The organism is Polaribacter staleyi, from assembly GCF_038024045.1.
GTDB classification, from domain to species: Bacteria; Bacteroidota; Bacteroidia; order Flavobacteriales; family Flavobacteriaceae; genus Polaribacter; species Polaribacter butkevichii.
Map to the genome: position 1 here is coordinate 3992466 of NZ_CP150665.1, position 24570 is coordinate 4017035.

Here is a 24570-nt window from a genome sequence, read left to right on the forward strand (position 1 = left end):
ATTGATATGATTTTAGAGAAATTAAATATTCTAATTAGAAATAGATATGGAAGCTTAGAATTCGGAGACGAAAATCTAAGTAAAGATGAAATTATTAATAAATACTTGAATTATACTGATGAAAAAGTAGAAAAAAACCACGTTTGCCTTCTTCGAGAATATGTTGATGATGATACTTTGTTTAAAGAAAAATTAAAGTTATTAGAACCAAAGTTATCTTTTTTTAAAGTAGAGCTTTCTGAAGATACTTGTGTAGAATGTAGGTTGGATTGTTTTTCTAATTTAAGTAATAATGTTTATAGTTCTATATCTATGTTTATTATAGAGGTTCATAATATGGGGTTTTGTTTAAGTAAGAGAGATAGAAAGCAATTAAGTATTGAATTTTTAAATCAATTTTATATTTTAAATAATGTTTGGTGCTCTAGTTTTGAGAGAATTACAAAACTTTTTTTTGATTATTATTTAGTGTGTTTAAGTGAAGGGTTTAAAGGGAGAACCTCTCTTGAAAATCTTAAAGATTTGTATGATGCTAAAGACTTGTTATTTGATTTAAAAATTAGAATTAGTAATCTAGGGGAAATAGAATCACTAGAAGAGGATAGTTTTTTTAATGTACTCAATAAGTTTTTTAATAATAAAATAGAATATTTTAAAGAAATAAAAGCTCTAGAAAAAGAAGAAGGGGGGAGTAGTTTGTTTTCTGATTTACCTCAATTTGAATTTATAAATAATTTTGATGAAGTTGAAAGCAATGTAGTATATGATTATTTTAAGAATTCATTAGTTAAAAAGGGGTATTTAAGCAATGAGGATTTAGAAAAATATCTAATACTCGCATTTCAAAACAAGGAGCTGCCAAAGAAGAGGTTTGTATTTTTAAAACAAGATATTAGTGGTATTACAAATATCTTTTATATTTATTATAAAGAAGTTGTTGAAAAAAGGCATGGAAAACAGTCTATTTATGCAGAACTTTTAGGAAATTACTTCGAGGGGTTTCAAAGTGATAAAGTAGTGAATAATTTTGCTAGACACTATTATAAAGTACGGAAGTAGTACGGATTTGCTGCAGATATACGTTTATGATACGTACTTTTCGAAAGGCTTTGAAACCCTTGTGTTGTCTATTACTATTGTGGAAGAATTAATTTAAAATTTAAAAATTATGATTCCATTTGAACAAACACAACTAGATGTTGCAGAGGTAAAAAAAGACCTCAAAGAATTAAAAGCTTTATTGCTAAATAAAGCAGAAACAACAGTTGGTGAAGAAAAGCCTATTAGGGTTGCTGAAGTCGCTAAATTGGTTGGTTATAAGGTGCAAACTATATATAAGTATTGCAGACACAACGAAATTCCTTATCACAAAAAGAAGGAGGGGCTATTTTTCTTTAAATCTGAAATTACAGATTGGATAAAACAAGGAAAGCAAAAAACACTTACCGAAATTGAAGCAGATACAGATGCTTTTTTGTCTAATAGAACTAAAACAAGAAAGTAATGGAAGATTATCAAGCAAAAGACAATGCTCTTACAAAAAAATCTATTGTTCTTTTAGAAAGAATGTTAACGGAATTTCAAAGATTAAAAGTAGAAAGAATTTTAGATACTACACTTTGCAGAACATTAGATTATTTCGGTTCGCAATTAAAAGGTGTAATGTTACTTATTCACGAGAATCCGCGTTACGATCATATTGCGATTCAGAATGTGATTGATGAAAGTTTTTCAATAGATAAAAATGCAACTGGTGTAGTACTCTATTTAGATTGGAAGGATTGTGAAAAAGGTAAGGAGCGAAGAATAAGTATTCATGGTAAAATAGGTAAAGCAAATTAATTATGGATACTTTTAAAAGAATAGGAACCGACTATTATAAAACCTGTAATTTTCCATTATTGAGCGGCGATACTATTAAGGTATTGAGAAAATGGAATAAAGGAGAAATAATTACTGATTATGGTAGGGATTATCTTCAAACTATAAAAAAATATGATGGTTTTATTACAATACCAGATCATAGAAATTATAAACAAGAAATTAATTCTTTTTACAACGAATATGAGAAGATTGAGCATAAACTTATAAAAGGAGAGTTTCCTAAAACAATAGAGTTTTTAGAGCATATTTTTGGAGAACAGTATGAGTTAGGTATTGATTATTTAACCATATTATGGCAAAAACCAATCCAGATTTTACCTATTTTATGTTTGGTTAGTGATAAACGAAATACGGGTAAAACTTCTTTCTTAAATTGGTTAAAATTGATATTTCAAGGAAATATGACTATTAATAAAAATGAGGATTTTAGAAGTAGATTTAATAGTGATTGGGCGTCTAAACTTATTATTTCTGTAGATGAAGTTTTACTTGACAAAAGAGAAGATAGTGAACGTATTAAAAACCTATCTACTGCTAGTACTTATAAAGTAGAATCTAAAGGTAAGGATAAAGTTGAAACGAATTTTTTTGGAAAATTTATTTTGTGTTCCAATAATGAAGAAAACTTTATCCAAATTGATGAAAAAGAAATAAGGTATTGGGTGATTAAAGTAAACTCGTTTGGGAAAGAAGATGTGGATATGCTTAAAAAGTTACAGAATGAAATTCCGCAGTTTTTGTGTTTTCTAAATACGAGAAAAATTAAAACAGAAAGACAGACAAGAATGTGGTTTACAAAAGAACAGATTTATACACCAGCCTTAGATAAAGTTGTAAAAGGCAATAAGACGTATTTAAGCCAGGAGATAAAAGAGATTTTAATTGATGATTTTGTGGTTTTTGAAGTAGATATTTTAAGATATACTGCATCAGATTTATTGCGTAAATTAATAGAAAGCAATATAAGAACTATCCGTAATAAAGTTTCAAGTACTCTTAAATTAGATTATGGTATTGAGCCTAAGAATGGTAGTTATAAAATATATTTTTTATCTCAAAGTTTAGGACAAAAATCAATTGTTAGTTATGAAACTAAAAAAGGAAGGTATTTTGAATTTAAAAAAGAAGATTTTATCAAGAGCTCTGTTGATTGTTGATTTTTTAAAGGTAAAAGTAGTGGCAGTAGGGTGGAGGTGTAACAACAATATTTCAACAATAAGTCAACATAAATACATTCAAATTTGTGTTGACATGTTGTTGAACTAATGTGTCTTCCTAAAAACCTTATAAATAGTGAGGATAGAGTCGTTTGTCAACCCAACAACAAAAATGTTGTGTTTTCTTTATTTAAACAACACAAACATATAAAAACAACAGATTGTTGATATACAGGTATTATAAACTGTACATTTGAAACTTGTAAAAAATTAATAATGTAGTTCGTTTCCTTTCAAATTATTTTTTCTAAAGTCCTAAAAAACCTTCTTCATCTGTTATTTCTTCAATTTTTATTCTTTTTTGGTAAGTCTCTACCTCACTAATAGCCCATTCTTGGACTTCTTTTATTTTATGATCTTTAAGTTGTTCAACTAATTTTAATCTTGATTTTAGAAAAGGAACTCTAGACCCCCAAGTAGTCATTGAATGAAGATTACTAGATAATTCATTAATAAAAGTTTTGTCCTTACCAAAAATATTTATTAATTCTTCTGTAAATAAAAACCAATCTTTACCATTTTCATCAAATAGCGGAGCCACTCTAATTACCCAAGGTGCTATTTCTCTATTTATTAAAAGCCAGCTTAATAATTTTTTATTTCTAATCTTGTTACAAAAAAATGGATGTTTTGCGGTCACGCCACTTATGAAACTCATATCAAAAATATTCCAAAATTCAATTGTATGTTTTTCTAGTATTAATTTTGAATAAATATTCCAGCAATTTTCAAAGTCAATATCTAACGTTAAATTAGCTATGTTTGCTATATGAGGCTCTCCACTTGATAAAAGCGATAATGATTTTTGATATTCAACAATTTGGTTTGCTATATTCTTACAAATTTCAACTTGAAATTTTTTTATCAAAAACGCCATCATTTGCTCCCAAGAGTATAAGTCTATTGTTCTAGTTGAATTGATATTAATTAATAAATTTTCTTCTTTAACTATTGATTTAATATAATTTAATATGCTTTCGTTTATTTCCAATTGACTGTTTCTAGAAACCCATAATACATTACTAAAAGCATCCAATATTAAAATATGACCATTTTCTAAATTTTTAATTAAACCAAAATATTTTATTAAGTCATTCGGATTTAATTTTACAACATCATATTTTATTATATCTAATTTATTTGATTGAATATTATGATTTTTAACTAAATCAATAAGTTTCAAAACGTTTTCAAAACTAATATCAATAAAGCGTAAAATATTAAACGCAAAGGATGATTTTTTGGAAATGAAAATATTAAAGATTTCATTTATTTTTTCTGGTTCTAAAACCGAAATGTAGCCAAATAAAAATGATAAATTATGTGGCTTATTTTCAAGTGTTAAGACCACAGATATAAGGTCATCAATAAAATCTTGATTATAAATACTTAATTCGGAAAGTTTTTTTCCAAAATCAAATGTATTATATTGGTAACCTGTTAAAAGGTTTTTGAAATATGGACGAATATCAATTTCTTCATAGATAACATCTTCGGCAAATTTTTCAGCAAGTCTTTTACCTTTATTACTATAACTGTCCTCATCTTTTATCGTTCGTATAATTATTTTTGGTTCAGAGACATTATATAATATTCTTTCTTCTATTGAATTAGTTTTTAACCTTTCTATATAATCATTAATAAATTGTCTTTGTGGTTCATCTATTCTTATAAAGCTAACTTGAGCGTATAAACTTTTTAGTAAATTATCTCTATCTACAATGTTTTCAAATATTATATCAATAATAATTTTAAGATTATTTATATCGTAATTGAATTCAAATAAATCAGATATGTTACTATAAATAACTCTTTGGGCGGAGAATTGAAATTCATTTTTATGAGAAATAAAACTTGACAATAATTCCAATATTTTTTCTCGATATTCATTAATTTCTATAGCTGAATTAGGTTTATAATCTTCTAATGGCAGGAGACCTCCTTGATTTTCTGCACCGCCCATTTTGTGTAGATTTGATATCGGTGTGAATGCTCTTTCACAAGCTTTTATTACTAAAGCATTAAAATCTGGATCTTGTTTTTCTAAAGCCCATTTTAAAACTTCTATTCGTGGAGAATAACCAACTTCAGTTCCAGCTAAATATATTCTGAAAAGTTGTGTAAAATAACTCGTAGCGTTATTGGAATAATATGTTTCAATTTCAGCAACAGCAAAACACATTAAAACCTTTGCAGACTCAATAAAAGTTTCTCTTCTAAAACATAATTTTTCCAATGCCCAAACAAGGTTTTGTCTTCCTTCTACTTTAGTTTCAAGATATTCTTTAGGTTGATTTAAGTAATTTTTAGTTAATACCTTAACAGTCGCCTCAGGATTCACGGTTGCAATTGAGCGAAAAAGGCGTGACCCCATATTAGAATTTAAAATTTCCTCTGTAGAAAAATTTCCATCAACACCCCAAAACTTTACAATTAAATCTTTTACAGTATCATTATTTCCTAATTGTTGTAATTGTTCTACAACTGGATTTTTTAATGTTGTGGGTAAATTAGTAACAAAACCTTCATATTCTGGAGGAGCTAAAGCTTGCCAAAATAATAACGATAATTTTAATGATAAAGGATTTGGTCTTATAATAATTTTGTGCCCTCTTCGTTCTAACACTCCTTTTTCTATGAACTTTAAAATTATTTCCCTTATTATTTGTTTTTTAATATCTAATTTTAATGAAAAGTATTCAATATGTTCTAATAAGGTATTATAATGTTGGGGATTTATGTTGTAATATTCATCTGAAGGGTATTCAAAATATTTAAAAGCAGATAAAAATCTTAATACCTCAAATTCACCATTTTTATATTCACTTCTTCCAAAAATTAATTTTTTAACTAAATCATTATCAAAGCTTGTACCTAAATTTTGTTCACGTAGTGCAGACTCTACAAATTTAATTGCCATTTTAGGATTCCCTTCAGAGAATTCAATAAGATAATTTATAGCAGAATCACTAAGTTTTTCGGAATACTCTTCTTTCAGAATATCAGCAACGACAGATTTATAAAATTCACTTTTCAACTCAATTCTATCACATTCAAGAAAATCTGAGTTTGACCATTTTTCATAATCTATAGATATAATATTAATTACTCCTCCAGTTCTTTCCGCCTCTATAAGAAATTGTTGATGAAAAATAGGTTCGCAATTATCTAATACAAGTGTAGCAGGATGTGTTGTGCCTAAACTTTTTATGAAGTCTAATATAGATGAAGCATTATTTTTTACTCCTAAATCAAAATATATAACACTATCTGAAATTGATTTCCTTACCAAATCATAGTTTCCATATGCATCTTTGTCCCCAGGTGACAATGCTTCACAAACTAATCTTGATTTACCAATACCAGATACTCCTTCAATTCTTATATTTTTTTTTGAAATATTATTTCTAATTTGTTCGATTACAGAGTTTAATGTAGGATTAGTTTTAAAATTCGATTGGTTGCTTTTGTAAGATTTAAATTCATCCCAAATTTGAAGTCCAAGGGGTCTTTGTATACCACACAATAACTGAACATAAGAAACAGCGGAAATATATTCATTTGTCCAATCCTTTATGAAATTAGCATCATAAATTTTTATTTTTACATTATTGCTATATTCTTCACTTTCAACCGACTTTACAGCTTCTCTAAAACCATCAATTCTGTCTTGTAAATTCTGCTCAACATAATTATCCGTTGTAAATAATATATAAGTGCCATTTTTATCAAAAACCTCTTTAACTTGAACCTTTAAAGCGTCATTTTTTGTATTTAAAATTTCTTTTTTACACTGTACCCTAGACATTGAAGTTGCTTTAGCTTGAATTAGGCAAAAAACATCAACAATCCATCTTGAATCTTTGTAATCTGTTGTTGTTATTCTTCCATCTTCTCCACCGTCTGGAGTTGTTATATTCTGAGGTACACTAATATAACAATTAGGAAAATTGTACTTCTTGTGTTCTAAATGCAAAAGCATCAATAGAAGTTGAGTTAATTGTTCTGCTTTTAAATTGGTTATATTTTCTAAAGTAATTGAATTCATTTTTGGGTGTATTAACTATTCTCTACAATCTTAATTTCATCATCCGTTAAACCATATAATTCATAAACCATAGCATCAATTTCCTTATCTGTTTGGTTAATTTGGGCTTGTAAGGCTTGTACTTTTTGTTTGTTTTCTTCAAAGAGGTCTAACCACTCAAACTCGTCTTTTTTTGTTAGTGTTGGCACTATTACAAAAGGGGTACCTTCTTTTAGCTCACCTTCTTTTTCACCTAAATCTATTAAAGCGGCTTTTTCTCGTAATTTGTTATTAGCTTTTATGGCTTTGTTTAACTCTTTTATAAATTCTCCAAATTCTAACTCGTGCCAATTTTGTAGTTTTTTGGAGAGTTTTTGGAGTTGGAATTTATGTCCTAAATAGTTCTCGAATTTCTTGCTTAAAAAGTATAAATTTTGACTATTCTTAATGATTTTATCAACTAACTCAATAAACTTGCTTCTGATAGATTCATCTAAAATATCAATTATTGGCAATTTGGATATGTAAGCTGTTTTTAACCTTAATCTGCCTCTATTGGTTTTATCTCCAATAACAGGACAATTATTTTTAAGGTAGAACCAACTAACCTTACTATTAAGTACACCTAATAAAAACTTATTATCACTTGGAATCAAAAATAAAGTAGCATTAGGTGTACGTCCCAATGCATCTATGGAAAACCGAGACTCTAAGGCTATATCAGGGTAAATAATTTTAGAAGCTTCAAAATAATTATAGTAGGAACATGTGCGGAATTCATACCATAGATTCCCTTTATCTGACCTTTTTTCTAATTCTTTTTTAAAACTCTTTAGGTGATTATAAACTAAGTCATACTTGCTAAGGTCTGTACCTATCTTAGCCATTATAACATATTCGTTGGATTCTTCAATAAAATACTTCCGTGAGTCAGTACCGTTTATAAATGGTTTTACGACTTGGCTAATGGTAGGGTCAACTTTTAGCCATTCTTGATATTTTTGACTGGATATGACATATGCTTTATTTAGTCCAGTTTTAAGGCCAAATTTAATTTCGCCACCAACATACTCTTTCAATTCTTTACCTAAAGAAGATATTTTATTTAATAGATCACTTTCCATTTTAGGTATAAATATCCAATTTTTTGGTTTTATATTTATTGCTGAATTATTTATTACCTGCTTTAAATCAGTGAAATCTAATGATGATACTTTCGAATAACTAAATATGGAAGAAGCTTTTTTATTAAGAGTGAATATACATGGAAAAGTAGATGCATCACTAAAAACTTGTAATTCTCCAAAATCGACAATCTCAATAATATTGAAATTATTCAAATATTGTCTTAGATTTTTACCATAGTTAGACTCAATGAATTTATTAGGTGTTATAAAACTAAAAACACCATTCTCATTTAATATTTCTATTCCTTTCTCATAGAAATATGTATACAAGTCTGCTGTACCATTATAGCATTTAAATTTTTTCTGTAAATATGGTTTTATTATAGTGATTAACTCATGTCTAACATAAGGTGGATTGCCAATAATCACATCAAAACCACCTTTTTCAAATACTTTAGGGAATTGTTCTAACCAATTAAAGGCTTTATTACCTGCAACGGCTTTACTATCAATTAATGAGTTGCCACATTTAATATTAGAGTTTAAGTTGTTTAGTTTACGGCGGGGTTGCGCTGTACGTAGCCATAAGGATAGTTTGGCTATTTCTACAGATTCTTCGTTTAAATCTACCCCAAAAATATTGTTTTCTAAAATGGTGTTTTCAATATCAGAAAACTGTAAACCACCACCTAATACTTTTGTTTTTAGTTCATCTATATAGGTGTGTTCTTTTATTAAAAAATCTAATGCTTGGTTTAAAAATGCGCCAGAACCACAAGCAGGGTCGCAAATAGTCAATTGTAAGAGCCAATCTCTGTAGGTGTCTAATAAGTCTACTAATTTAGCAATTGTGGTCTTATTTCTGTTCTTACGTCCTTTAAAGTATTCTTCTTCTTTAATACCTAATGCTACTTTTTTTTCTATGCACAATTTACCCACTGTATTTTCTACAATGTATTTGGTAATGTATTTTGGTGTGTAAAAAACACCATCTTTTTTACGCTTGCTGGTTTGTTTATCAAAATTAGCTCCTTCAATTTCTGCATTTACACTTTCAATCTCATTTAAAGAGTTTTCAAAAATGTGTCCTAAAATATTAACATCAACCTGACTTTCAAAATCGTATCCTGCTAATTTGTGGGTGTGTTTGTAGAGTAGTTCATTATCTATTTCTAAATTGTCTAGTAAAGTATCTTCTTTAAATAAACCGCCGTTATAAGCGTAAATTTCACCTCTGCTCTTAGTACCTTGTCTTCCTTTGTCTAAAAAACTAAAGTATTGCTTAAAAAGATTGTAAAGAGGTCTTTCATCACCAAAATCTAAGTCTGCTTTCCATTTTTCTAATATTTGTTCTGTACTATTAGAGGGTAATAAACCTCTGTCTTCTGCAAAGAAAATAAATAAGAAACGATCTATAAGTTTTTGAGATTTTTTAAATAAGGTAAGTTTTACGTTTTTTTCTAATTGTTGTTGCTCTAGCGTTTCTTCCTTAGATTGTTCATCAACAGATTGCTTCGTTCCTCGCAATGACGCTTCTAATTTTAATCTCTTAGCATTTTGCTTTACTAAATCTCTATATAGCTCTCTTTTAAAAAGTGAGTAATCTTTGTAAAATTCTTTGGTTATTTTCTCTTCTTGTACAATAGATGCTTCTTTAATTTTTAAAGGAACATTGTTTATGATATTGTCTTTTTGTAGACATAAATAAAATAGTTCAAAACGTTCTGGAGTTAATTCAAATAAATTAAACTCTTCAAACTCTGTAGCATCATTTATATAAAAACGTAATTTTTCAAAATTAGAAGTAATTACATAAACACTCCCTTTTTGATTTGCTTTATAATCAAAAGCTTGCTTGCGTATACTTTCTAAGTCTTTGGTGTTTGTACCTTTTAATTCTATAACACCAATTGCAATACTTTTATTTAGTATTGCTCCGTCTGCTTTTCTAGAATTGGTTTGGTTTTTATATTCTGCAACTAAATTAAAGTCTGCTTTTGGTTTTAATGTATATCCTAAAATATTTACAAATAACTCTGTTAAAAAAATACCTTGATATTCTTCTTCTTTAGAGCTTCTAATATTTTCTTGAATAGTTTGGTTTAAGAAGTATTTTACATATTTGTTATATGCTTTTTTAATGACCTCTTTATCTTGTAAGTTTAGTTGCTCCTTTAAAACTGATGGTTGGAATAATGACATTGATAGCTTGCAATTTTTTTGAACATTAAAAATATAATTTTAATAATACATTACTGTCTTTTTTACTATTGAATTTTAAATAATACACTTTCTTTTAATTGTTGGTTTTAAAATTTAAGATTGCAATACTTTTTTTTTATTGTTTGGGGACTGTTATTTTGTTTAAATAACAATTTAATCTAGAAACAATACTTTTTGTATTGCAACGATAAAAGTAGTATTGTCTGATAATTTTGTACTGTAGCATCAATTAGAGCAATACTTTTCTGTTTTTGTAACACAATACTTTATTTTGATGTGGTTTTATGTTTTTTTGTGAATTTTTAGCAATCCTTTTTACTTTAAAATAAAAATAGATTCATAAAGAGGAGCAATACTTTTGTATTACTGCTGCAATACTTTTTACTTTTAGGGATATGTTTATTTGTACTATTAATGTTTTGAGTTGTTTTGTATAACATTAAAGCAATGTTGTTGCAATACTATTAAAAAATGGTTTGCATTACTTTTTTTTGAGTTTTGTTATTTCCTAATTTTAATTCCTATTGTAAGAAGCCCTTAAGTTTAATACTGTAAGGGCTTTTTTATTGTTGCTCAAAAAAGTAGTTTAATTACCAATTATCATTTGTAGAAGCTTTTTTCATGTAAATTTCAAATTCATTTATCAAACGATTTGCTTCCGTTTTAAAAGTTTCTTCGGTAAAACCATATTCTACTCCCATAGCTTTTTGAGAATACATTCCTGATGGTGCTTCTATTTCTATTCTTGAAGCGTTATCTTTTACTCTAATTGTTATTACAGAGAAAAAGGTTGGTATACTTTTAACATAAGGACTTGTGCTAATAGTTCCTTCTTTCATAACGTATTTACCTTTTACAATTCCAGCTTCTTTATCTTTAAACTGAATAACACTTTTTGCATTATTAAATGTTTGAACCATCCATTCATTAGCTTTAATAAAATTAGAGTTTTTGTCAGATTGTGTATCAACATTTTTTGTTGCTGCTTCTGGTGAGGTAATAGCGGTTCTTGCAGGAACGCAAGACATAAGGGTTGTAATTAATAAAATTAAAAACGAAAGTCTTTTTACTGTTTTCATAATTTAAGATTTTTAGTAGGTAAAATTACATTTATCTATTGCTTAAGGTTTACGGGATTCAGTAAAAGGATAAAATAATATGATTTTATTTGTAGTTTATAATTCTTTTAAAATCTTAGTAGGAAAGTTTTGTTTTGGTTCTTGTTATTTAATGTAATTGATTTGTTTTACTTCTTTATTTAGAAGTTATGAAATTTAAGGCTTGCCTTTGTAATTTAATGAGGGTAGTGGAAGGTGATTTTTTTTTGTTTAAAAAGTAGTCAGTTTTTAATAGGCATATCAGTTTTTTAATACAAGCTAATAAACATAAGGGGTTAGAAATACTTTTTTAAAGAAAAATAAAGGTGGGTTAATTCTTGTTTTGTGGGCAAATTGTGGGCAAATAAAAAAACCAGCCTTTACAAAAGCGTTGTAAAGTGCTGGTTTTCAAGTGACCATGCTAGGATTCAAACCTAGAACCTCTTGAGCCGTAATCAAGTGCGCTATTCAGTTGCGCCACATGGCCGTTAAGCGGGTGCAAATATAATATCATTTTTTGATAATGGAAAGAGAATTGTCTTTTTTTTTTACGAATTTATTTTATTTTTAAAAGAATCTATAATTGGTTGCGCTTTTTCTACATCGGTATTATGTATAAATAACTCTACAGAATTAGTAGGAACACCAAAACCTGCTAACCTTCCAGATTCTACGCGGTCGGTTATTCTTGAGTCAATGCCTTCTTCTTTTAATAAGGAGTGTAATCGATTTACTAATATAGAATTATCAGTAAACACTTTTGTATATTTTTCTAACATAATATTGTTTTTTTAGTTTAATGAGTTTTTAGTAATAAAAGCCATCTATCCAACAATTATTGGTTGAATTTTAGTCGCTTTAGAATATCCAATCCTTGTTTTAAGAAGGAAGGTAAGGTTCATTTTTTTATTTTTACAAGTGTTTTAAAACTTGCTTTTTGTTAGTCGTTAATAAACGACTAAATTTACTAAAATAAACAACTCAAGGTTTAAAATTTGAGTTGTTTAAAGATAAGTTACTTTTTTTTCTTTTCCTCTTTTGTTGCGTTATTTTTTTTGTTAAAATAAAACTTCAAATATAAGATCAGAGATGGTTTCAGTAAATTTAATTAAGATAATAAACATAGTAATTTGGGTTTTTAAGTTAATAATTTTGGTCAATTTCGAAATTGTCTTATCAATATATAACCATTGAAGGCTTACTACCAAAAGAACAATTACTTATTAATTAAATTGATTTTCTATTTATAACAGTTAAAGTGTTTTTAGTTTTAATATGTAAGTTTATTTGCTTGAATACTGTGATTTATTGTAAGTGATAATTGGGTTTTATGTGTAAAAGTTGTAGTATTTAAAGGCGTGTGCACTTGCTTTTTTTCTATAGCAAAGGAAAAAGGGTGTTTTAAAATGCTTATTTGGGGCTTTTCATTTTTTCTTTTCTTCTTAAAGTGATAAAAATGTATCTTCGCCCAAAACTATAACACATGAATTTTTTATTAATAATAGGTGGTTTGGTATTGTTAATTTTAGGAGGTAATTGGTTGTTAAAATCGGCGGTTGCTTTATCTTTAAAATTAGATATTCCTAAAATAGTAATTGGTATGACGGTTGTTTCTTTTGCAACTTCGGCACCAGAGCTTATTGTAAGTATTAATGCTGCTTTAAGTGGAGCATCTGATTTAGCTTTGGGGAATGTAATTGGTTCTAATATTGCTAATTTAGGCTTGGTTTTAGGAATTACTTTATTATTTGGAACCATGAATGTTCAAAAAAGTTTTTACAAAACAGATTGGCCGGTTATGATGATTGCGTCTGTTTTATTGTACTTTTTTTTAAGTGGAGATAATGTAATAACTCGAAATGAAGGGATTATTATGTTTTCTTTTTTAGTAATCTTTCTAATATATTTATTGCGTTTTCAAAAAACTGCTGTTTTAGATGAGGTGCCAGAAGATGATGAGCCTTTGCCATTGTATAAAATTGCACTTTTTTTAGTTCTTGGAGGTCTAGGTCTTTGGGGTGGTTCAGAATTATTGATAAAAGGGGCTACTTCTTTAGCGTTAGAGTTTGGGGTAAGTGAAAGAGTAATTGCTGTTACAGTAGTATCTATAGGAACCAGTATTCCTGAGCTTGCAGCGTCTATTATAGCCGTTTTAAAGAAAGAAAAAGCAATTTCTTTAGGAAACCTTATTGGTTCTAACGTATTTAATATTTTAGCGGTTTTAGGAATTACGTCGATAATAACACCTGTAGCGGTTAAAGATCAAGGATTGTTAACAAATGATATTTTTTGGATGTTAGGAATTTCTTTTATCGTATTGCCTTTGGTTTTTATACCGAAAGGATATCGTTTAAATTGGAAAGATGGTGTGCTTTTATTAATAGCATATTTGGCCTTTTTATATGTAACAGTGTAACTGTTTTTAAGTTACGTTGTAAAAAAAACTCTTGTATAGAAAAGATACAAGAGTTTTTTTAAAGATGAAATTAAAGTAAGTTTAGTCTTTTTTCCAAGGCTTATAATTTTTATATGCAGGTCCTGTTAGTTTGGTTTTATTAGATTTGGTAAAAGAGATTAATTTTAAATCTTTATTACTGGTTTCCCACATTTTTTGGTTTTTTATTTCAGATCCTTTTAATGCTTTTTTACTTGTATTTTTAAATACTAATGTCTTTTCTGCTTTGTTCATCCAAGGTTTGTAATTTTTATGCTCTGGTCCCGTAAATTCATTTCTTTTTTGAGCAAATACCGATACTGAAACGAATAATAACATTACAATTAAACTTGTATTTTTCATAATAAAAGTTTTTAAATTATACTAAATACTATCATTTAGCTTTTGTAAAAATACTTTAGAAAGTGGTGTTCTGCTATTATAAGAATATTGGTATTTTGCATCCGTATTTATACGGATAAGAAATTTAGATAAGGTTGTTTTCTGTTGCTTTTTTAATTAAAGATGCAGTGTTTTTAACTTCTAGTTTTTTTAAGATATTAGCACGATGCGTTTCTATGGTTCTAGAACTAACAAATAATTTTGAAGCAATTTCTTTTGTAGTTAAGCCTTTACTAATTAGGGTTAAAACTTCCGATTCTTTGTTTGATAATTTTTTTTGACTAGTGTGTTGTGCAGACATAAAATTAATCATCTTTTCAGAAATCTGATGGCTAAAATATTTTTTTCCTCTTGCAACAATTCTTATAGCTTTAAGAAGCTCATCTTCATCGGTGTTTTTTAGTAGGTATCCAAAAGCTCCGTTTTTAGCACATTTGGCAATGTAGTTTCCATCATCGTGCATCGATAAGATAATTGGTTTTACAATGCTATTTAGCTTTTTTAATTTTCTTAAAACTTCAAAACCATCTAGATTTGGCATGTTTATATCTAGTAAAACAATATCAATATCATTTTTTTCTGATAAAAAATTTAAAAACTCTGTACCATCAGATAATTCGGCAATAACATCAATATCTTTTTGCTTTTTAAGAAGTTCTGCCAACCCCATTCTAAATAAATTATGGTCATCCGTAATTACAATTTTAATCATTTTTATCGTTTTTTATAGGCATTTCAATTTCAAAAACAGTGCTATTGGTAGTCGATTCTATTAGAAAAGTACCGTCAAAAATTTCTACTCGTTCTTTTATGTTAGAAATACCTGCGCCCATGGTTACATTTTTAATATCAAAACCAATACCGTTATCAAAATAATATAAAGATAAAAAATCATTAAACTCAGTTAATGTAATTCTTATTTCTGTAGCTTTAGAGTGTTTAATTGAATTATTAATTAACTCTTGTGTTATTCTAAAAAGATTTATTTCTTGTTTTTTGTTGATCTTAGATTTTTCTTTTTTTGTAAGATCTTCAAAGAATATAGAAGCTTTAATAGATTTTTTAATCGTATTAATGTAGTTAATAAGTGTAACACCAATGCCAAAATTGTCTAAGCTTGTGGGCATTAAAATATTTGTCATCTGTCTTACTTCGGTAATTGTGGTATCAATCATATTCTTCATGGTTTCTTTATGAGTTTTATCATAAATATTATTCTGAATATAAAGTCTGACTGTTATTAATAATGGGCCAATACCATCATGTAATTCTCTAGCTAATCTCGCTCTTTCGTTTTCGAGGCCTTCTACCAGATAGCGTTTAGTAGATAGGTTTATTTCTTTTTCTATATTTCTATAAGAAGCCAGTTTTTCTCGCATTTTTAATAAACTGTGTCCTAATAAATCAGAATTACTTTTAGGTTGATATTCTGATGTTAGGTTCATTTCTCCTATATCCATAGAAAAAGCAACGGCTCCAGATAACATCGCTTTTAGATTGTTTAAAGCATTGGCTATTTCTATGATTTCTGTAGGACTATTTTTTATAGATAAATTGTTTTTATAATCGCCTTTAACCATTAAAAGGATGCTATTCTGTATTTTTTTGATAGGTTCTGTAATTATTTTTGTTAAAAACAGCGATAGTATTATGGATATGGTAATAATAATTAAAGTTAGAATAACCAGTTTTAAACGCATTTTTTGCAGCGGAATGGTAACTTCATCTACATCAATTTCAGAGAGAATTACCCAATTTAAATTGCCTATTTGTAAAGGATTGTATACACTATATACTTTTATATTTCTATAATCTAAAAAAACACCATTTCCATTTCCTTTTTTAAAAGCATTGGTGGTTCCTTTTGTTTTTGCAGCTATTTTATAAGGGGTAATTGTAGGGGAAAATCGAGACTGAGAACGTAATCTGTAATCAGATCCTACAAGGTAAGATTCTCCGCTAGATCCCATTCCTGTTCGTTCTAATAAGATTTGTTTTATTTTTTGATAAGAAATAATTTTTAAATATCGAATACTATCTTTAATTTTTATCAACCCAACGGAAGTCTGTTTTGTTGGGTGTAAGTCTGTTAAATCATAAATACCAGGAGTTAAAAACTTGTTTTCAGGTAATTTTATAATCGTATTTTTAGGGAGACTAGTGTAATTAAAGGCATTCCATTCTTTGTCTATTAAACGTTCTAATTGTATTTTTTTTAGTGTTTTAATAGAGTTTAAGTGCAATAAGATACGTTGGTCTAAAACTTTAGAGAATTCAAAATAAAAGCTTAAAGACACAGCAGTAACTACAAAAATTACCAGTGTGTTCATTATTAATAAAATCCATTTTTTTACTTTCATGCTAACAGCAGAATAATTAATGTAAGTCTTTAGGCAAATATATTATAAATAAAAATATTTAATTAATCTGTTATTAGTTTGGTGATTCTGTAAATAAAAAGAATCCGTTTTCAGTTAAGAAAACGGATTCTTTAAGAAATTAAAATATTAAAAATTAGTTAATATTAGCAGACTTTACAGTTTTAATAATTCTACCAGCAATTTTGTATGGGTCACCATTAGAAGCAGGTCTTCTGTCTTCTAACCAACCTTTCCAACCTTTTTCTACAGTGATAATAGGTATTCTAATAGATGCACCTCTATCTGAAACTCCGTAAGAGAAATCATGTATAGAAGCAGTTTCATGTTCACCTGTTAAACGTTGGTCGTTAAACTCACCATAAACAGCAATATGTTCTTTTACAACAGGTCTAAATGCTTCACATATTTTTTCATATGTTTCTTTAGAACCACAAGTTCTTAAAACAGTGTTAGAGAAGTTTGCATGCATACCAGAACCATTCCAATCCATATCTTTACCTAATGGTTTTGGATGATATTCAATATAGTAACCATGTTGTTCTGTTAATCTATCTAATAAATAACGAGCAATCCAAATTTCATCACCTGCTTTTTTTGCTCCTTTGGCAAATAATTGAAATTCCCATTGTCCAGATGCTACTTCTTGGTTAATTCCTTCAAAATTTAAACCTGCATCAATACATAAATCTGCATGTTCTTCAACTAGAAGTCTACCATGTGTATTTTTACCACCTACAGAACAGTAATACATTCCTTGTGGAGCTGGATAACCACCAATAGGGAAACCTAAAGGTAATTGTGTTTTTGTATCCATTATGAAATATTCTTGCTCAAAACCAAACCAAAAATCATCATCTTCATCTTCTATAGTAGCTCTACCATTAGAAACGTGAGGAGTACCATCTGCATTTAAAACTTCTGTCATTACTAAGTAACCATTAATTCTTGCAGGGTCTGGATAGATTGCAACAGGTTTAAGTAAACAGTCTGAAGCTCCACCTGAAGCTTGTCTTGTAGACGAACCATCAAAAGACCAATTATCTAGCTCTTCTATAGTTCCTTGAAAGTTTTCATGCTCTTCAACTTTGGTTTTACTTCTCATATTCTGAGTTGGAAAATATCCGTCTAACCAAATGTATTCTAATTTAATTTTTGCCATAATATATAATTGTTTATGTGATGTTCGTTCTACAAAAATCAAATAATTTAGTTACATATCAAAAAAAAGAGGGGGTAAATATTTAAAAAGCATAAAAAATAATTTTATCCCTAATTTCTAAAGGGTATATTTGTTTAAAGTTAAAAATAAGTAGAAAATTTTAATAATATGTCAAGGATTAGATTCAATGCTTTGCAAGAAACACTACAGAGAAGTCCTGTAAAAGTGATTCAAAACGAAAAAAGGTCAACACTTTTTGGACAAAATGTATTTAACAAATATGCTATGCAACAGTATCTTACACGTGCTGCTTATGAAAGTGTAATGAATGCAATTGAGCATGGAACCAAAATAGATAGAAAGATTGCAGACCAAGTTGCGGTGAGTATGAAAGATTGGGCAATGTCTAAAGGTGCTACCCATTATACGCATTGGTTTCAGCCACTTACAGGGGCAACTGCAGAAAAGCACGATGCTTTTTTTGAGTCTATAAACGGTAGTTTAGCCATGGAAAAGTTTGATGGAGAGCAACTCGTTCAGCAAGAGCCAGATGCATCAAGTTTTCCTAATGGAGGTATTAGAAATATGTTTGAAGCAAGAGGATATACAGCTTGGGATCCTACTTCACCAGCTTTTATTTACGAAACCACACTTTGTATTCCTACTATTTTTGTGGCTTATACTGGAGAAGCATTAGATAATAAAACACCTTTACTTAGAGCTTTACAAGCTATAGATACACATGCCACGGCTGTTTGTAAATATTTTGATAAAAATGCAAGTAGTGTAAATGCAACCTTAGGTTGGGAGCAAGAATTTTTTTTAATTGATGATGCTTTAATGCTTGCAAGACCAGATTTACAATTAACAGGTAGAACTTTATTAGGGCATTCTCCTGCAAAAGGGCAGCAATTAGGCGATCATTATTTTGGAACCATTCCTGCAAGGGCTATGAGTTTTATGCAAGATTTAGAGCAAGAGTGTATGTTATTGGGAATTCCTGTAAAAACAAGGCATAATGAAGTAGCACCTAATCAGTTTGAAATTGCACCTATTTTTGAAGAGGCAAATTTAGCGGTAGACCATAATTCTTTGTTGATGGACGTAATGCAAAAAGTTTCTAGAAGACATAAATTTAAGGTGTTATTTCATGAAAAACCATTTGCGGGTATTAATGGTTCTGGTAAACATAACAATTGGTCTTTAGCTACAGGTAACGGAACTAATTTGTTAAGTCCTGGTAAGACACCAATGAAAAACTTGCAGTTTCTTACCTTTTTTATAAACACTATTAAGGCGGTTTATAATTACGAAGAGTTGTTAAGAGCTTCTATAGCATCTGCAAGTAATGAGTACCGTTTAGGTGCTGATGAAGCTCCACCTGCAATTATATCTGTATTTATTGGTAGCCAATTATCTGCCGTTTTAGATGAGTTAGAAAACGTAACAAAAGGAAAGTTATCTCCGCAAGAAAAAACAGATTTAAAGCTAAATATTATCGGTAAAATTCCTGAAATTTTATTAGACAATACAGATAGAAACAGAACATCTCCTTTTGCATTTACAGGAAACAAGTTTGAATTTAGGGCTGTTGGTTCTTTGGCTAATTGTGCCATACCAATGACTGTTTTAAATACCATTGTAGCAAAACAATTAAAAGAATTTAAGATAGAAGTTGATGCTTTGGTAGAGGAAAAAGATCTAAAAAAAGATGAAGCTGTTTTTAATATTTTAAGAGAATATATAAAAGATTCAAAAGCCATCCGTTTCGATGGAGATAGTTACGGTAAAGCGTGGGAAAAAGAAGCTAAAAAACGTGGCTTAAGTAATTATAAAACAACACCAGAAGCCTTAAAAGTAAAGGTTTCTGAAAAAGCAATTGCGTTGTTTGAAGAAATGGAGGTAATGAGTAGTATAGAACTAGAAGCTCGTTATGAAATTGATTTAGAATCTTATACTAAAAAAGTACAAATAGAGGGGCGTGTGTTGGCAGATATTGCTAGAAATCAAGTAGTGCCAACAGCTATAATTTATCAAAATACGTTATTAGAAAATACTAAAAATCTAAAAGAAATTTTTGGTGAGGAATATAAAAACATCGCCAAAGAACAAATAGAGTTAATTATGGTGATTTCTAAACATATTACTCAAATAAATGCTTTGGTTATTAAAATGGAAGAAGAAAAATTGAAAGCTAATAAATATACGGGCTTAAAATGTGCAGAATATTATTGTCTTAAAGTAAAACCATTTCTAAAAGAAATAAGGTTTCATTGCGATGAATTAGAAACCATGGTAGATGACAATTTATGGCCACTTACAAAGTATAGAGAATTATTATTTACACGATAATCATAAAAACATCTTACTTTACGGTAGGAATTTTTGTGTAAAAGACTAAATTTGCAACTTACAACACAACAAAATGAGTCAAGAAGTTTCTAAAAGATACGCACAAAGAGGTGTTTCGGCATCAAAAGAAGATGTACACAATGCAATTAAGAATATAGACAAAGGTTTGTTTCCAAAAGCATTTTGTAAAATTGTTCCAGATTATTTAACAAACGATGATGATTATTGTCTAATAATGCATGCAGATGGAGCGGGTACAAAATCTTCTTTAGCGTATATGTATTGGAAAGAAACTGGAGATATTTCTGTTTGGAAAGGCATTGCGCAAGATGCTTTAATAATGAATATTGATGATCTTTTATGTGTTGGAGCAACAGATAACATTATGTTGTCTTCTACTATTGGTAGAAATAAAAGCAAAATTCCAGGAGAAGTTTTATCAGCAATTATAAACGGAACCGAAGAGTTAATTGAAGACTTAAAAGGTTTTGGAGTAACGATTCATTCAACCGGAGGAGAAACGGCAGATGTTGGCGATTTAGTACGTACCATTATTGTAGATTCTACCGTAACAGCAAGAATGAAACGTACAGATGTTGTTGATAATGCAAACATAAAAGCAGGTGATGTAATTGTTGGTTTAGAATCTTTTGGACAAGCAAGTTATGAAACTGAATATAATGGAGGTATGGGGTCTAACGGATTAACATCTGCAAGACACGATGTTTTTCATAAATATTTAGCAGAAAAATACCCAGAAAGTTTTGATGCTGCTGTACCTAAAGATTTAGTGTACTCTGGTAATACAAAATTAACAGACAAGGTAGAAAATTCTCCTATAGATGCAGGTAAATTGGTGTTATCCCCAACAAGAACGTACGCGCCAATAATTAAAAAAATCTTATCAGAATTTAATTCTGATACTGTACACGGAATGATACATTGTTCTGGTGGTGCGCAAACAAAAATATTACACTTTGTAGATGAGTTACACATTGTAAAAGACAATATGTTTCCGATTCCGCCTTTATTTAAGTTGATACAAGAACAATCTAAAACAGATTGGAAAGAAATGTACCAAGTATTTAACTGTGGGCATAGAATGGAGATTTATGTCTCTCCAGAAATTGCAGCAGATATTATTGCCATCTCAAAATCGTTTAACGTAGATGCTAAAATTATAGGTAGAGTAGAACCTTCAGCAACTAAAAAACTGACTATTACAAGTGAGTTTGGTGTTTTTGAGTATTAAAAGACATTAAACAATAATAAAATTAAAAACTCGAAATACTTTTAAAAGTATTTCGAGTTTTTTTATTGTTAAAATATTTGCTTAAAGTTAATTTAATGGAGGCAGTTCGGTGTTTAATGAATGCCAACGGTTTTTAGTATGTTTTGTTTAAGTACTAAATTTAGTAAATAATTACTGAACAAGAAAATCCGTGAGGATTTTCGTAAGTGTGCTAGAACCAAACAATAAAACATACCAATTGTTGTAGCACGTTATTCTTTTTTACTGGAATTTACAATCTCAATATTGTCAATTTTTCTTCCGTTGTTTTTTAGAAAACTACTGTAAAAACCTGTCACATCATCTAAAACTATAGAAGGTCTTTCATCTTCATTTATTATTATTAGATTAATATTCTCAAGGTGAAGTCCTGCGGCATGACGAACAAAAATTCCAGAAGCCGGCAAAGTTCCAATCGAATAAAATTCAGGGGAATGAACACCCATGACCTCAGATGTAAATTCCTTTACAGAATCAATTTTTGAAGCATCCTTTTTTGTTCCTCCTCCAGAAACTATGAATCTAATGTTTTTAATAGAGGTATCCTCTATTTTATGATTAGGCAGTCCTGTAATAAAAATCGCTGAATTTTTATCTCCTTTAGAATTATCAACTATTATATTATTAAAATAGAAACCATGCATTCGCTTAATAGGTTCTATTTGGCCTTTTGGAGTATCTACACTCATTCTTTGTTGGCAAAATGTCATAAAAATTGGTCTAGGAACATTTTCCATTACTAGGTTTGAAAAGGTCATGTTTTTCATTTCACCACCCTCGTTTTGTTGTATTTTTAAACCAGCATCTTCAATATCTCTAAATGTACAATTACTTACGGTAACTGATTCAATGTCACCTTTTGAAAGTAAACCAATTCTAATGCCTGCCCATTTAGATCGAAATATATTATTTGTTATAACAATATCTTTACAAGGCTTATCGGAGCGTGAAGTCTGAAGACAGATGCAGTCGTCACTGTTATCGAAGTTACTGTTTGATACCCGAACCCTGGTACAGCCATCAAAGTCCAGTCCATCACCATTATAATTAGCACGACTATAGATGTTAATTCCTGAAACTTCAATATTATCGCAGTATAAAAAAACGGAAGTCCAACTTGCTGGATTGATTAAATTAATATTGTTTAGGTGAATATTTTGGCATTTTAACATACGAATTAGCATTGGGCGACCTGCACCATGGGCAAAGTTTTCTAAATGTCCATTTCCATCTATTGTTCCAAACCCTACAATACTTATGTTTTTTGAGTTTTCAGCATATATGAAACAGCGGTCCATGTTTGTACTGTACTGATACATCATTTTGTAAGTGCCCTGTGTGTAATCGTTATAATTTGGACTTCCCTGCAATGTTGTACCTCCTTCAATGTGTAATGAAACATTATCTTTTAGGTAAATAGTACCAGATACATAAATACCACCTCCATCAATTTTTACTGTTCCACCTCCTGATAAAGTACATTCGTCAATAGCTTGTTGAATTGCTTTTGTATTCAGTGTTTTTCCATCATTAATTGCATTGTAATCAGATATGTTGAAATCCCTGGCGTTGGTTGCAAATGATATGCTTAGTAATAGAATAATTGATTTAAGTATCTTCATTATATGTTTATAAATTGTGTCTTGTCCTAAAATATGTATTATCCTGATATAGGTTGACCTTTTTTTAGGTTAATTTATACCGTTCAAACTATTTTTTTAGCCGTTTAGAAGGCAAAAAATATTTTGAACTATGTTTGTTTTTAAATTGTTAGTTCAGGTAAATTTAGTTTATTTTTTCGATATGATTTGTATTTAAATGCTTGGATTCAATGTTGTAACGCAACAAAACGTTTATGTTTTTTGATGTTACTAAGCTACAAATTTAAGTTCTAAATCCATCATTTCTTTAGGTGTTTTATAACCAATAATTTTTCGAGGTCTGTTGTTCAATTTTTCTTGAATAATGTCAATTTGGTTAAAATTAGTTCCCTTTGGCAGGTACCTTCTAATGAGTCCGTTCGTATTTTCATTGGTTCCTCTTTCCCAGGAAGAATAGGGGGGAGCAAAGTATATTTTCATTCCTGTATTTTGAGTAATTTTTTCGTGTCTTGCCATTTCAATTCCGTTGTCGTACGTCATTGTTTTTTTATAGATAGGATTTAATTTGTTTAATATTTTAGAAAACTCATTGGCTACTTCACCTGCTTTTTTAGACTCTAATTTTACAATTAAAGTAAATCTAGTTTTGCGTTCTACTATAGTTCCAATTGCACTTTTATGGTTCTTTCCAATGACTAAATCACCTTCCCAATGTCCGACTTCATTTCTAAGTTCAATATGCTGTGGTCTACTGTCAATTCTTACTTGGTTTATTATTTTAGATCCACCACCACGTCTTTTTTTAGGAGTTCTACGCCTTGTTTTTTTACGTACTAATAGTTTGATTAATTTTTTGTTTAAACGCGCTTGTGGTCTGGTATAAATGTGTCTATAAATAGCTTCATGCGAAATAGACATTATAGGGTCATTTGGATATAATTCTTTTAGTCTTCCAGAAATCTGTTCAGGAGTCCAGTTTAATAAAAGACCTTTGTACACAAAATATCTAAGTAAAGAATATGTACTTATTTTATCTAAATTTCTCTTGTTTAAATAATCTGATTTAGCACACCAATGAGCTAAATCAGCATCATATTTTTCACCTGGTTCTGTTACAAATTTATTAACTTCTCTACCGATAGTTGAACGAGATCTATCAAGTCTAATTGCTATATAAGATTTAGTCTTTTTTTCCTTTAAAAGTGTCTGAATAATCACTCTTTCTTTTAAAGTTAATCTTCTATGTTTTTTTAATTCCATTTTACAAATCTATAATTTTAGATTTGTTGCGTTAAGTTATTGAATGGAGGGTGGTTTCCGCCAATTACTTGCAACGGTTAGTATAAGAGCAATAGCGGATTAAATGCACTTACCC

At 29.1% G+C, this 24570-nt stretch carries 17 protein-coding genes and 1 tRNA gene; 7 read left to right on the forward strand and 11 right to left on the reverse strand.

Going from position 1 to position 24570, the window contains the following annotated elements; all coding sequences use genetic code 11:
* Positions 1 to 6 precede the first annotated feature (6 nt).
* The 4 genes from WHD07_RS16590 (at position 7) to WHD07_RS16605 (ending at position 3041) form a co-directional block, all read left to right on the forward strand.
* Positions 7 to 1059 carry a hypothetical protein gene (locus WHD07_RS16590; protein ID WP_343329294.1) on the forward strand — a complete coding sequence of 351 codons (1053 nt, stop codon included), beginning with the start codon at positions 7 to 9 and terminating at the stop codon, positions 1057 to 1059.
* A gap of 109 nt (positions 1060 to 1168) precedes the next feature.
* Complete coding sequence (locus WHD07_RS16595) at positions 1169 to 1504, forward strand: helix-turn-helix domain-containing protein (protein ID WP_343329295.1); 336 nt, start codon at positions 1169 to 1171, stop codon at positions 1502 to 1504.
* On the forward strand, positions 1504 to 1842 hold the full coding sequence (locus WHD07_RS16600) for a hypothetical protein (protein WP_343329296.1): 339 nt from the start codon (positions 1504 to 1506) through the stop codon (positions 1840 to 1842). The genes WHD07_RS16595 and WHD07_RS16600 overlap by 1 nt, the downstream gene beginning before the upstream one ends.
* Positions 1843 to 1844: 2 nt before the next feature.
* Positions 1845 to 3041: a primase-helicase family protein gene (locus tag WHD07_RS16605; RefSeq protein WP_343329297.1), complete on the forward strand. Its 1197-nt coding sequence runs from the start codon at positions 1845 to 1847 to the stop codon at positions 3039 to 3041.
* Between the two features lie 307 nt (positions 3042 to 3348).
* On the opposite strand, the gene WHD07_RS16610 is transcribed toward WHD07_RS16605, so the two are convergent.
* From WHD07_RS16610 to WHD07_RS16630, 5 genes are all read right to left on the reverse strand, one after another.
* Positions 3349 to 7149, reverse strand: coding sequence for a hypothetical protein (locus WHD07_RS16610; protein WP_343329298.1), 3801 nt, complete (start codon positions 7147 to 7149; stop codon positions 3349 to 3351).
* 11 nt (positions 7150 to 7160) lie between these two features.
* A complete protein-coding gene (locus WHD07_RS16615) occupies positions 7161 to 10457 on the reverse strand; it encodes an Eco57I restriction-modification methylase domain-containing protein (RefSeq protein ID WP_343329299.1) in 3297 nt (1098 codons plus the stop codon).
* 611 nt (positions 10458 to 11068) lie between these two features.
* Positions 11069 to 11557: a hypothetical protein gene (locus tag WHD07_RS16620; protein ID WP_343329300.1), complete on the reverse strand. Its 489-nt coding sequence runs from the start codon at positions 11555 to 11557 to the stop codon at positions 11069 to 11071.
* Between the two features lie 431 nt (positions 11558 to 11988).
* Positions 11989 to 12062: transfer RNA gene (locus WHD07_RS16625), tRNA-Arg, on the reverse strand.
* A 61-nt stretch (positions 12063 to 12123) separates the two neighbouring features.
* Positions 12124 to 12354 carry a DUF2007 domain-containing protein gene (locus WHD07_RS16630; RefSeq protein ID WP_105047849.1) on the reverse strand — a complete coding sequence of 77 codons (231 nt, stop codon included), beginning with the start codon at positions 12352 to 12354 and terminating at the stop codon, positions 12124 to 12126.
* 704 nt (positions 12355 to 13058) lie between these two features.
* On the opposite strand from WHD07_RS16630, the gene WHD07_RS16635 reads away from it, so the two are divergent.
* Entirely contained in the window at positions 13059 to 13991 is a 933-nt protein-coding gene (locus tag WHD07_RS16635) for a calcium/sodium antiporter (RefSeq protein ID WP_343329301.1), read from the forward strand.
* A gap of 81 nt (positions 13992 to 14072) precedes the next feature.
* Here the strand turns inward: WHD07_RS16635 and WHD07_RS16640 are convergent, their stop codons facing one another.
* The 4 genes from WHD07_RS16640 to WHD07_RS16655 form a co-directional block, all read right to left on the reverse strand.
* On the reverse strand, positions 14073 to 14372 hold the full coding sequence (locus WHD07_RS16640) for a hypothetical protein (RefSeq protein WP_343329302.1): 300 nt from the start codon (positions 14370 to 14372) through the stop codon (positions 14073 to 14075).
* A 124-nt stretch (positions 14373 to 14496) separates the two neighbouring features.
* Positions 14497 to 15123: a response regulator transcription factor gene (locus WHD07_RS16645; RefSeq protein ID WP_343329303.1), complete on the reverse strand. Its 627-nt coding sequence runs from the start codon at positions 15121 to 15123 to the stop codon at positions 14497 to 14499.
* Positions 15116 to 16741 (reverse strand): sensor histidine kinase, encoded by a 1626-nt coding sequence (locus tag WHD07_RS16650; RefSeq protein WP_343329304.1) that lies wholly within the window; start codon positions 16739 to 16741, stop codon positions 15116 to 15118. Before WHD07_RS16650 ends, WHD07_RS16645 begins: the two co-directional genes overlap by 8 nt.
* Positions 16742 to 16925: 184 nt before the next feature.
* Positions 16926 to 17951, reverse strand: a complete 1026-nt coding sequence (locus WHD07_RS16655) for a glutamine synthetase beta-grasp domain-containing protein (protein ID WP_105047854.1) — start codon at positions 17949 to 17951, stop codon at positions 16926 to 16928.
* Positions 17952 to 18119: 168 nt separating this feature from the next.
* On the opposite strand from WHD07_RS16655, the gene WHD07_RS16660 reads away from it, so the two are divergent.
* A complete protein-coding gene (locus tag WHD07_RS16660; protein WP_343329305.1) occupies positions 18120 to 20303 on the forward strand; it encodes a glutamine synthetase III in 2184 nt (727 codons plus the stop codon).
* Between the two features lie 73 nt (positions 20304 to 20376).
* Positions 20377 to 21555 carry an AIR synthase related protein gene (locus WHD07_RS16665; RefSeq protein ID WP_343329306.1) on the forward strand — a complete coding sequence of 393 codons (1179 nt, stop codon included), beginning with the start codon at positions 20377 to 20379 and terminating at the stop codon, positions 21553 to 21555.
* A 251-nt stretch (positions 21556 to 21806) separates the two neighbouring features.
* Here the strand turns inward: WHD07_RS16665 and WHD07_RS16670 are convergent, their stop codons facing one another.
* Positions 21807 to 23216: a glycoside hydrolase family 28 protein gene (locus tag WHD07_RS16670; RefSeq protein WP_343329307.1), complete on the reverse strand. Its 1410-nt coding sequence runs from the start codon at positions 23214 to 23216 to the stop codon at positions 21807 to 21809.
* Between the two features lie 249 nt (positions 23217 to 23465).
* Positions 23466 to 24455 (reverse strand): IS30 family transposase, encoded by a 990-nt coding sequence (locus WHD07_RS16675; RefSeq protein ID WP_343329308.1) that lies wholly within the window; start codon positions 24453 to 24455, stop codon positions 23466 to 23468.
* Between the last annotated feature and the right edge of the window lie 115 nt (positions 24456 to 24570).

What these genes read in the sequence shown, in the direction of transcription:
- WHD07_RS16590 (WP_343329294.1), top strand. Translation starts at nt 7, where the DNA reads ATGATTTTAGAGAAATTAAATATTCTAATTAGAAATAGATATGGAAGC.
- WHD07_RS16595 (WP_343329295.1), top strand. Translation starts at nt 1,169, where the DNA reads ATGATTCCATTTGAACAAACACAACTAGATGTTGCAGAGGTAAAAAAA.
- WHD07_RS16600 (WP_343329296.1), top strand. Translation starts at nt 1,504, where the DNA reads ATGGAAGATTATCAAGCAAAAGACAATGCTCTTACAAAAAAATCTATT.
- WHD07_RS16605 (WP_343329297.1), top strand. Translation starts at nt 1,845, where the DNA reads ATGGATACTTTTAAAAGAATAGGAACCGACTATTATAAAACCTGTAAT.
- WHD07_RS16610 (WP_343329298.1), bottom strand. Translation starts at nt 7,149, where the DNA reads ATGAATTCAATTACTTTAGAAAATATAACCAATTTAAAAGCAGAACAA.
- WHD07_RS16615 (WP_343329299.1), bottom strand. Translation starts at nt 10,457, where the DNA reads ATGTCATTATTCCAACCATCAGTTTTAAAGGAGCAACTAAACTTACAA.
- WHD07_RS16620 (WP_343329300.1), bottom strand. Translation starts at nt 11,557, where the DNA reads ATGAAAACAGTAAAAAGACTTTCGTTTTTAATTTTATTAATTACAACC.
- WHD07_RS16630 (WP_105047849.1), bottom strand. Translation starts at nt 12,354, where the DNA reads ATGTTAGAAAAATATACAAAAGTGTTTACTGATAATTCTATATTAGTA.
- WHD07_RS16635 (WP_343329301.1), top strand. Translation starts at nt 13,059, where the DNA reads ATGAATTTTTTATTAATAATAGGTGGTTTGGTATTGTTAATTTTAGGA.
- WHD07_RS16640 (WP_343329302.1), bottom strand. Translation starts at nt 14,372, where the DNA reads ATGAAAAATACAAGTTTAATTGTAATGTTATTATTCGTTTCAGTATCG.
- WHD07_RS16645 (WP_343329303.1), bottom strand. Translation starts at nt 15,123, where the DNA reads ATGATTAAAATTGTAATTACGGATGACCATAATTTATTTAGAATGGGG.
- WHD07_RS16650 (WP_343329304.1), bottom strand. Translation starts at nt 16,741, where the DNA reads ATGAACACACTGGTAATTTTTGTAGTTACTGCTGTGTCTTTAAGCTTT.
- WHD07_RS16655 (WP_105047854.1), bottom strand. Translation starts at nt 17,951, where the DNA reads ATGGCAAAAATTAAATTAGAATACATTTGGTTAGACGGATATTTTCCA.
- WHD07_RS16660 (WP_343329305.1), top strand. Translation starts at nt 18,120, where the DNA reads ATGTCAAGGATTAGATTCAATGCTTTGCAAGAAACACTACAGAGAAGT.
- WHD07_RS16665 (WP_343329306.1), top strand. Translation starts at nt 20,377, where the DNA reads ATGAGTCAAGAAGTTTCTAAAAGATACGCACAAAGAGGTGTTTCGGCA.
- WHD07_RS16670 (WP_343329307.1), bottom strand. Translation starts at nt 23,216, where the DNA reads ATGAAGATACTTAAATCAATTATTCTATTACTAAGCATATCATTTGCA.
- WHD07_RS16675 (WP_343329308.1), bottom strand. Translation starts at nt 24,455, where the DNA reads ATGGAATTAAAAAAACATAGAAGATTAACTTTAAAAGAAAGAGTGATT.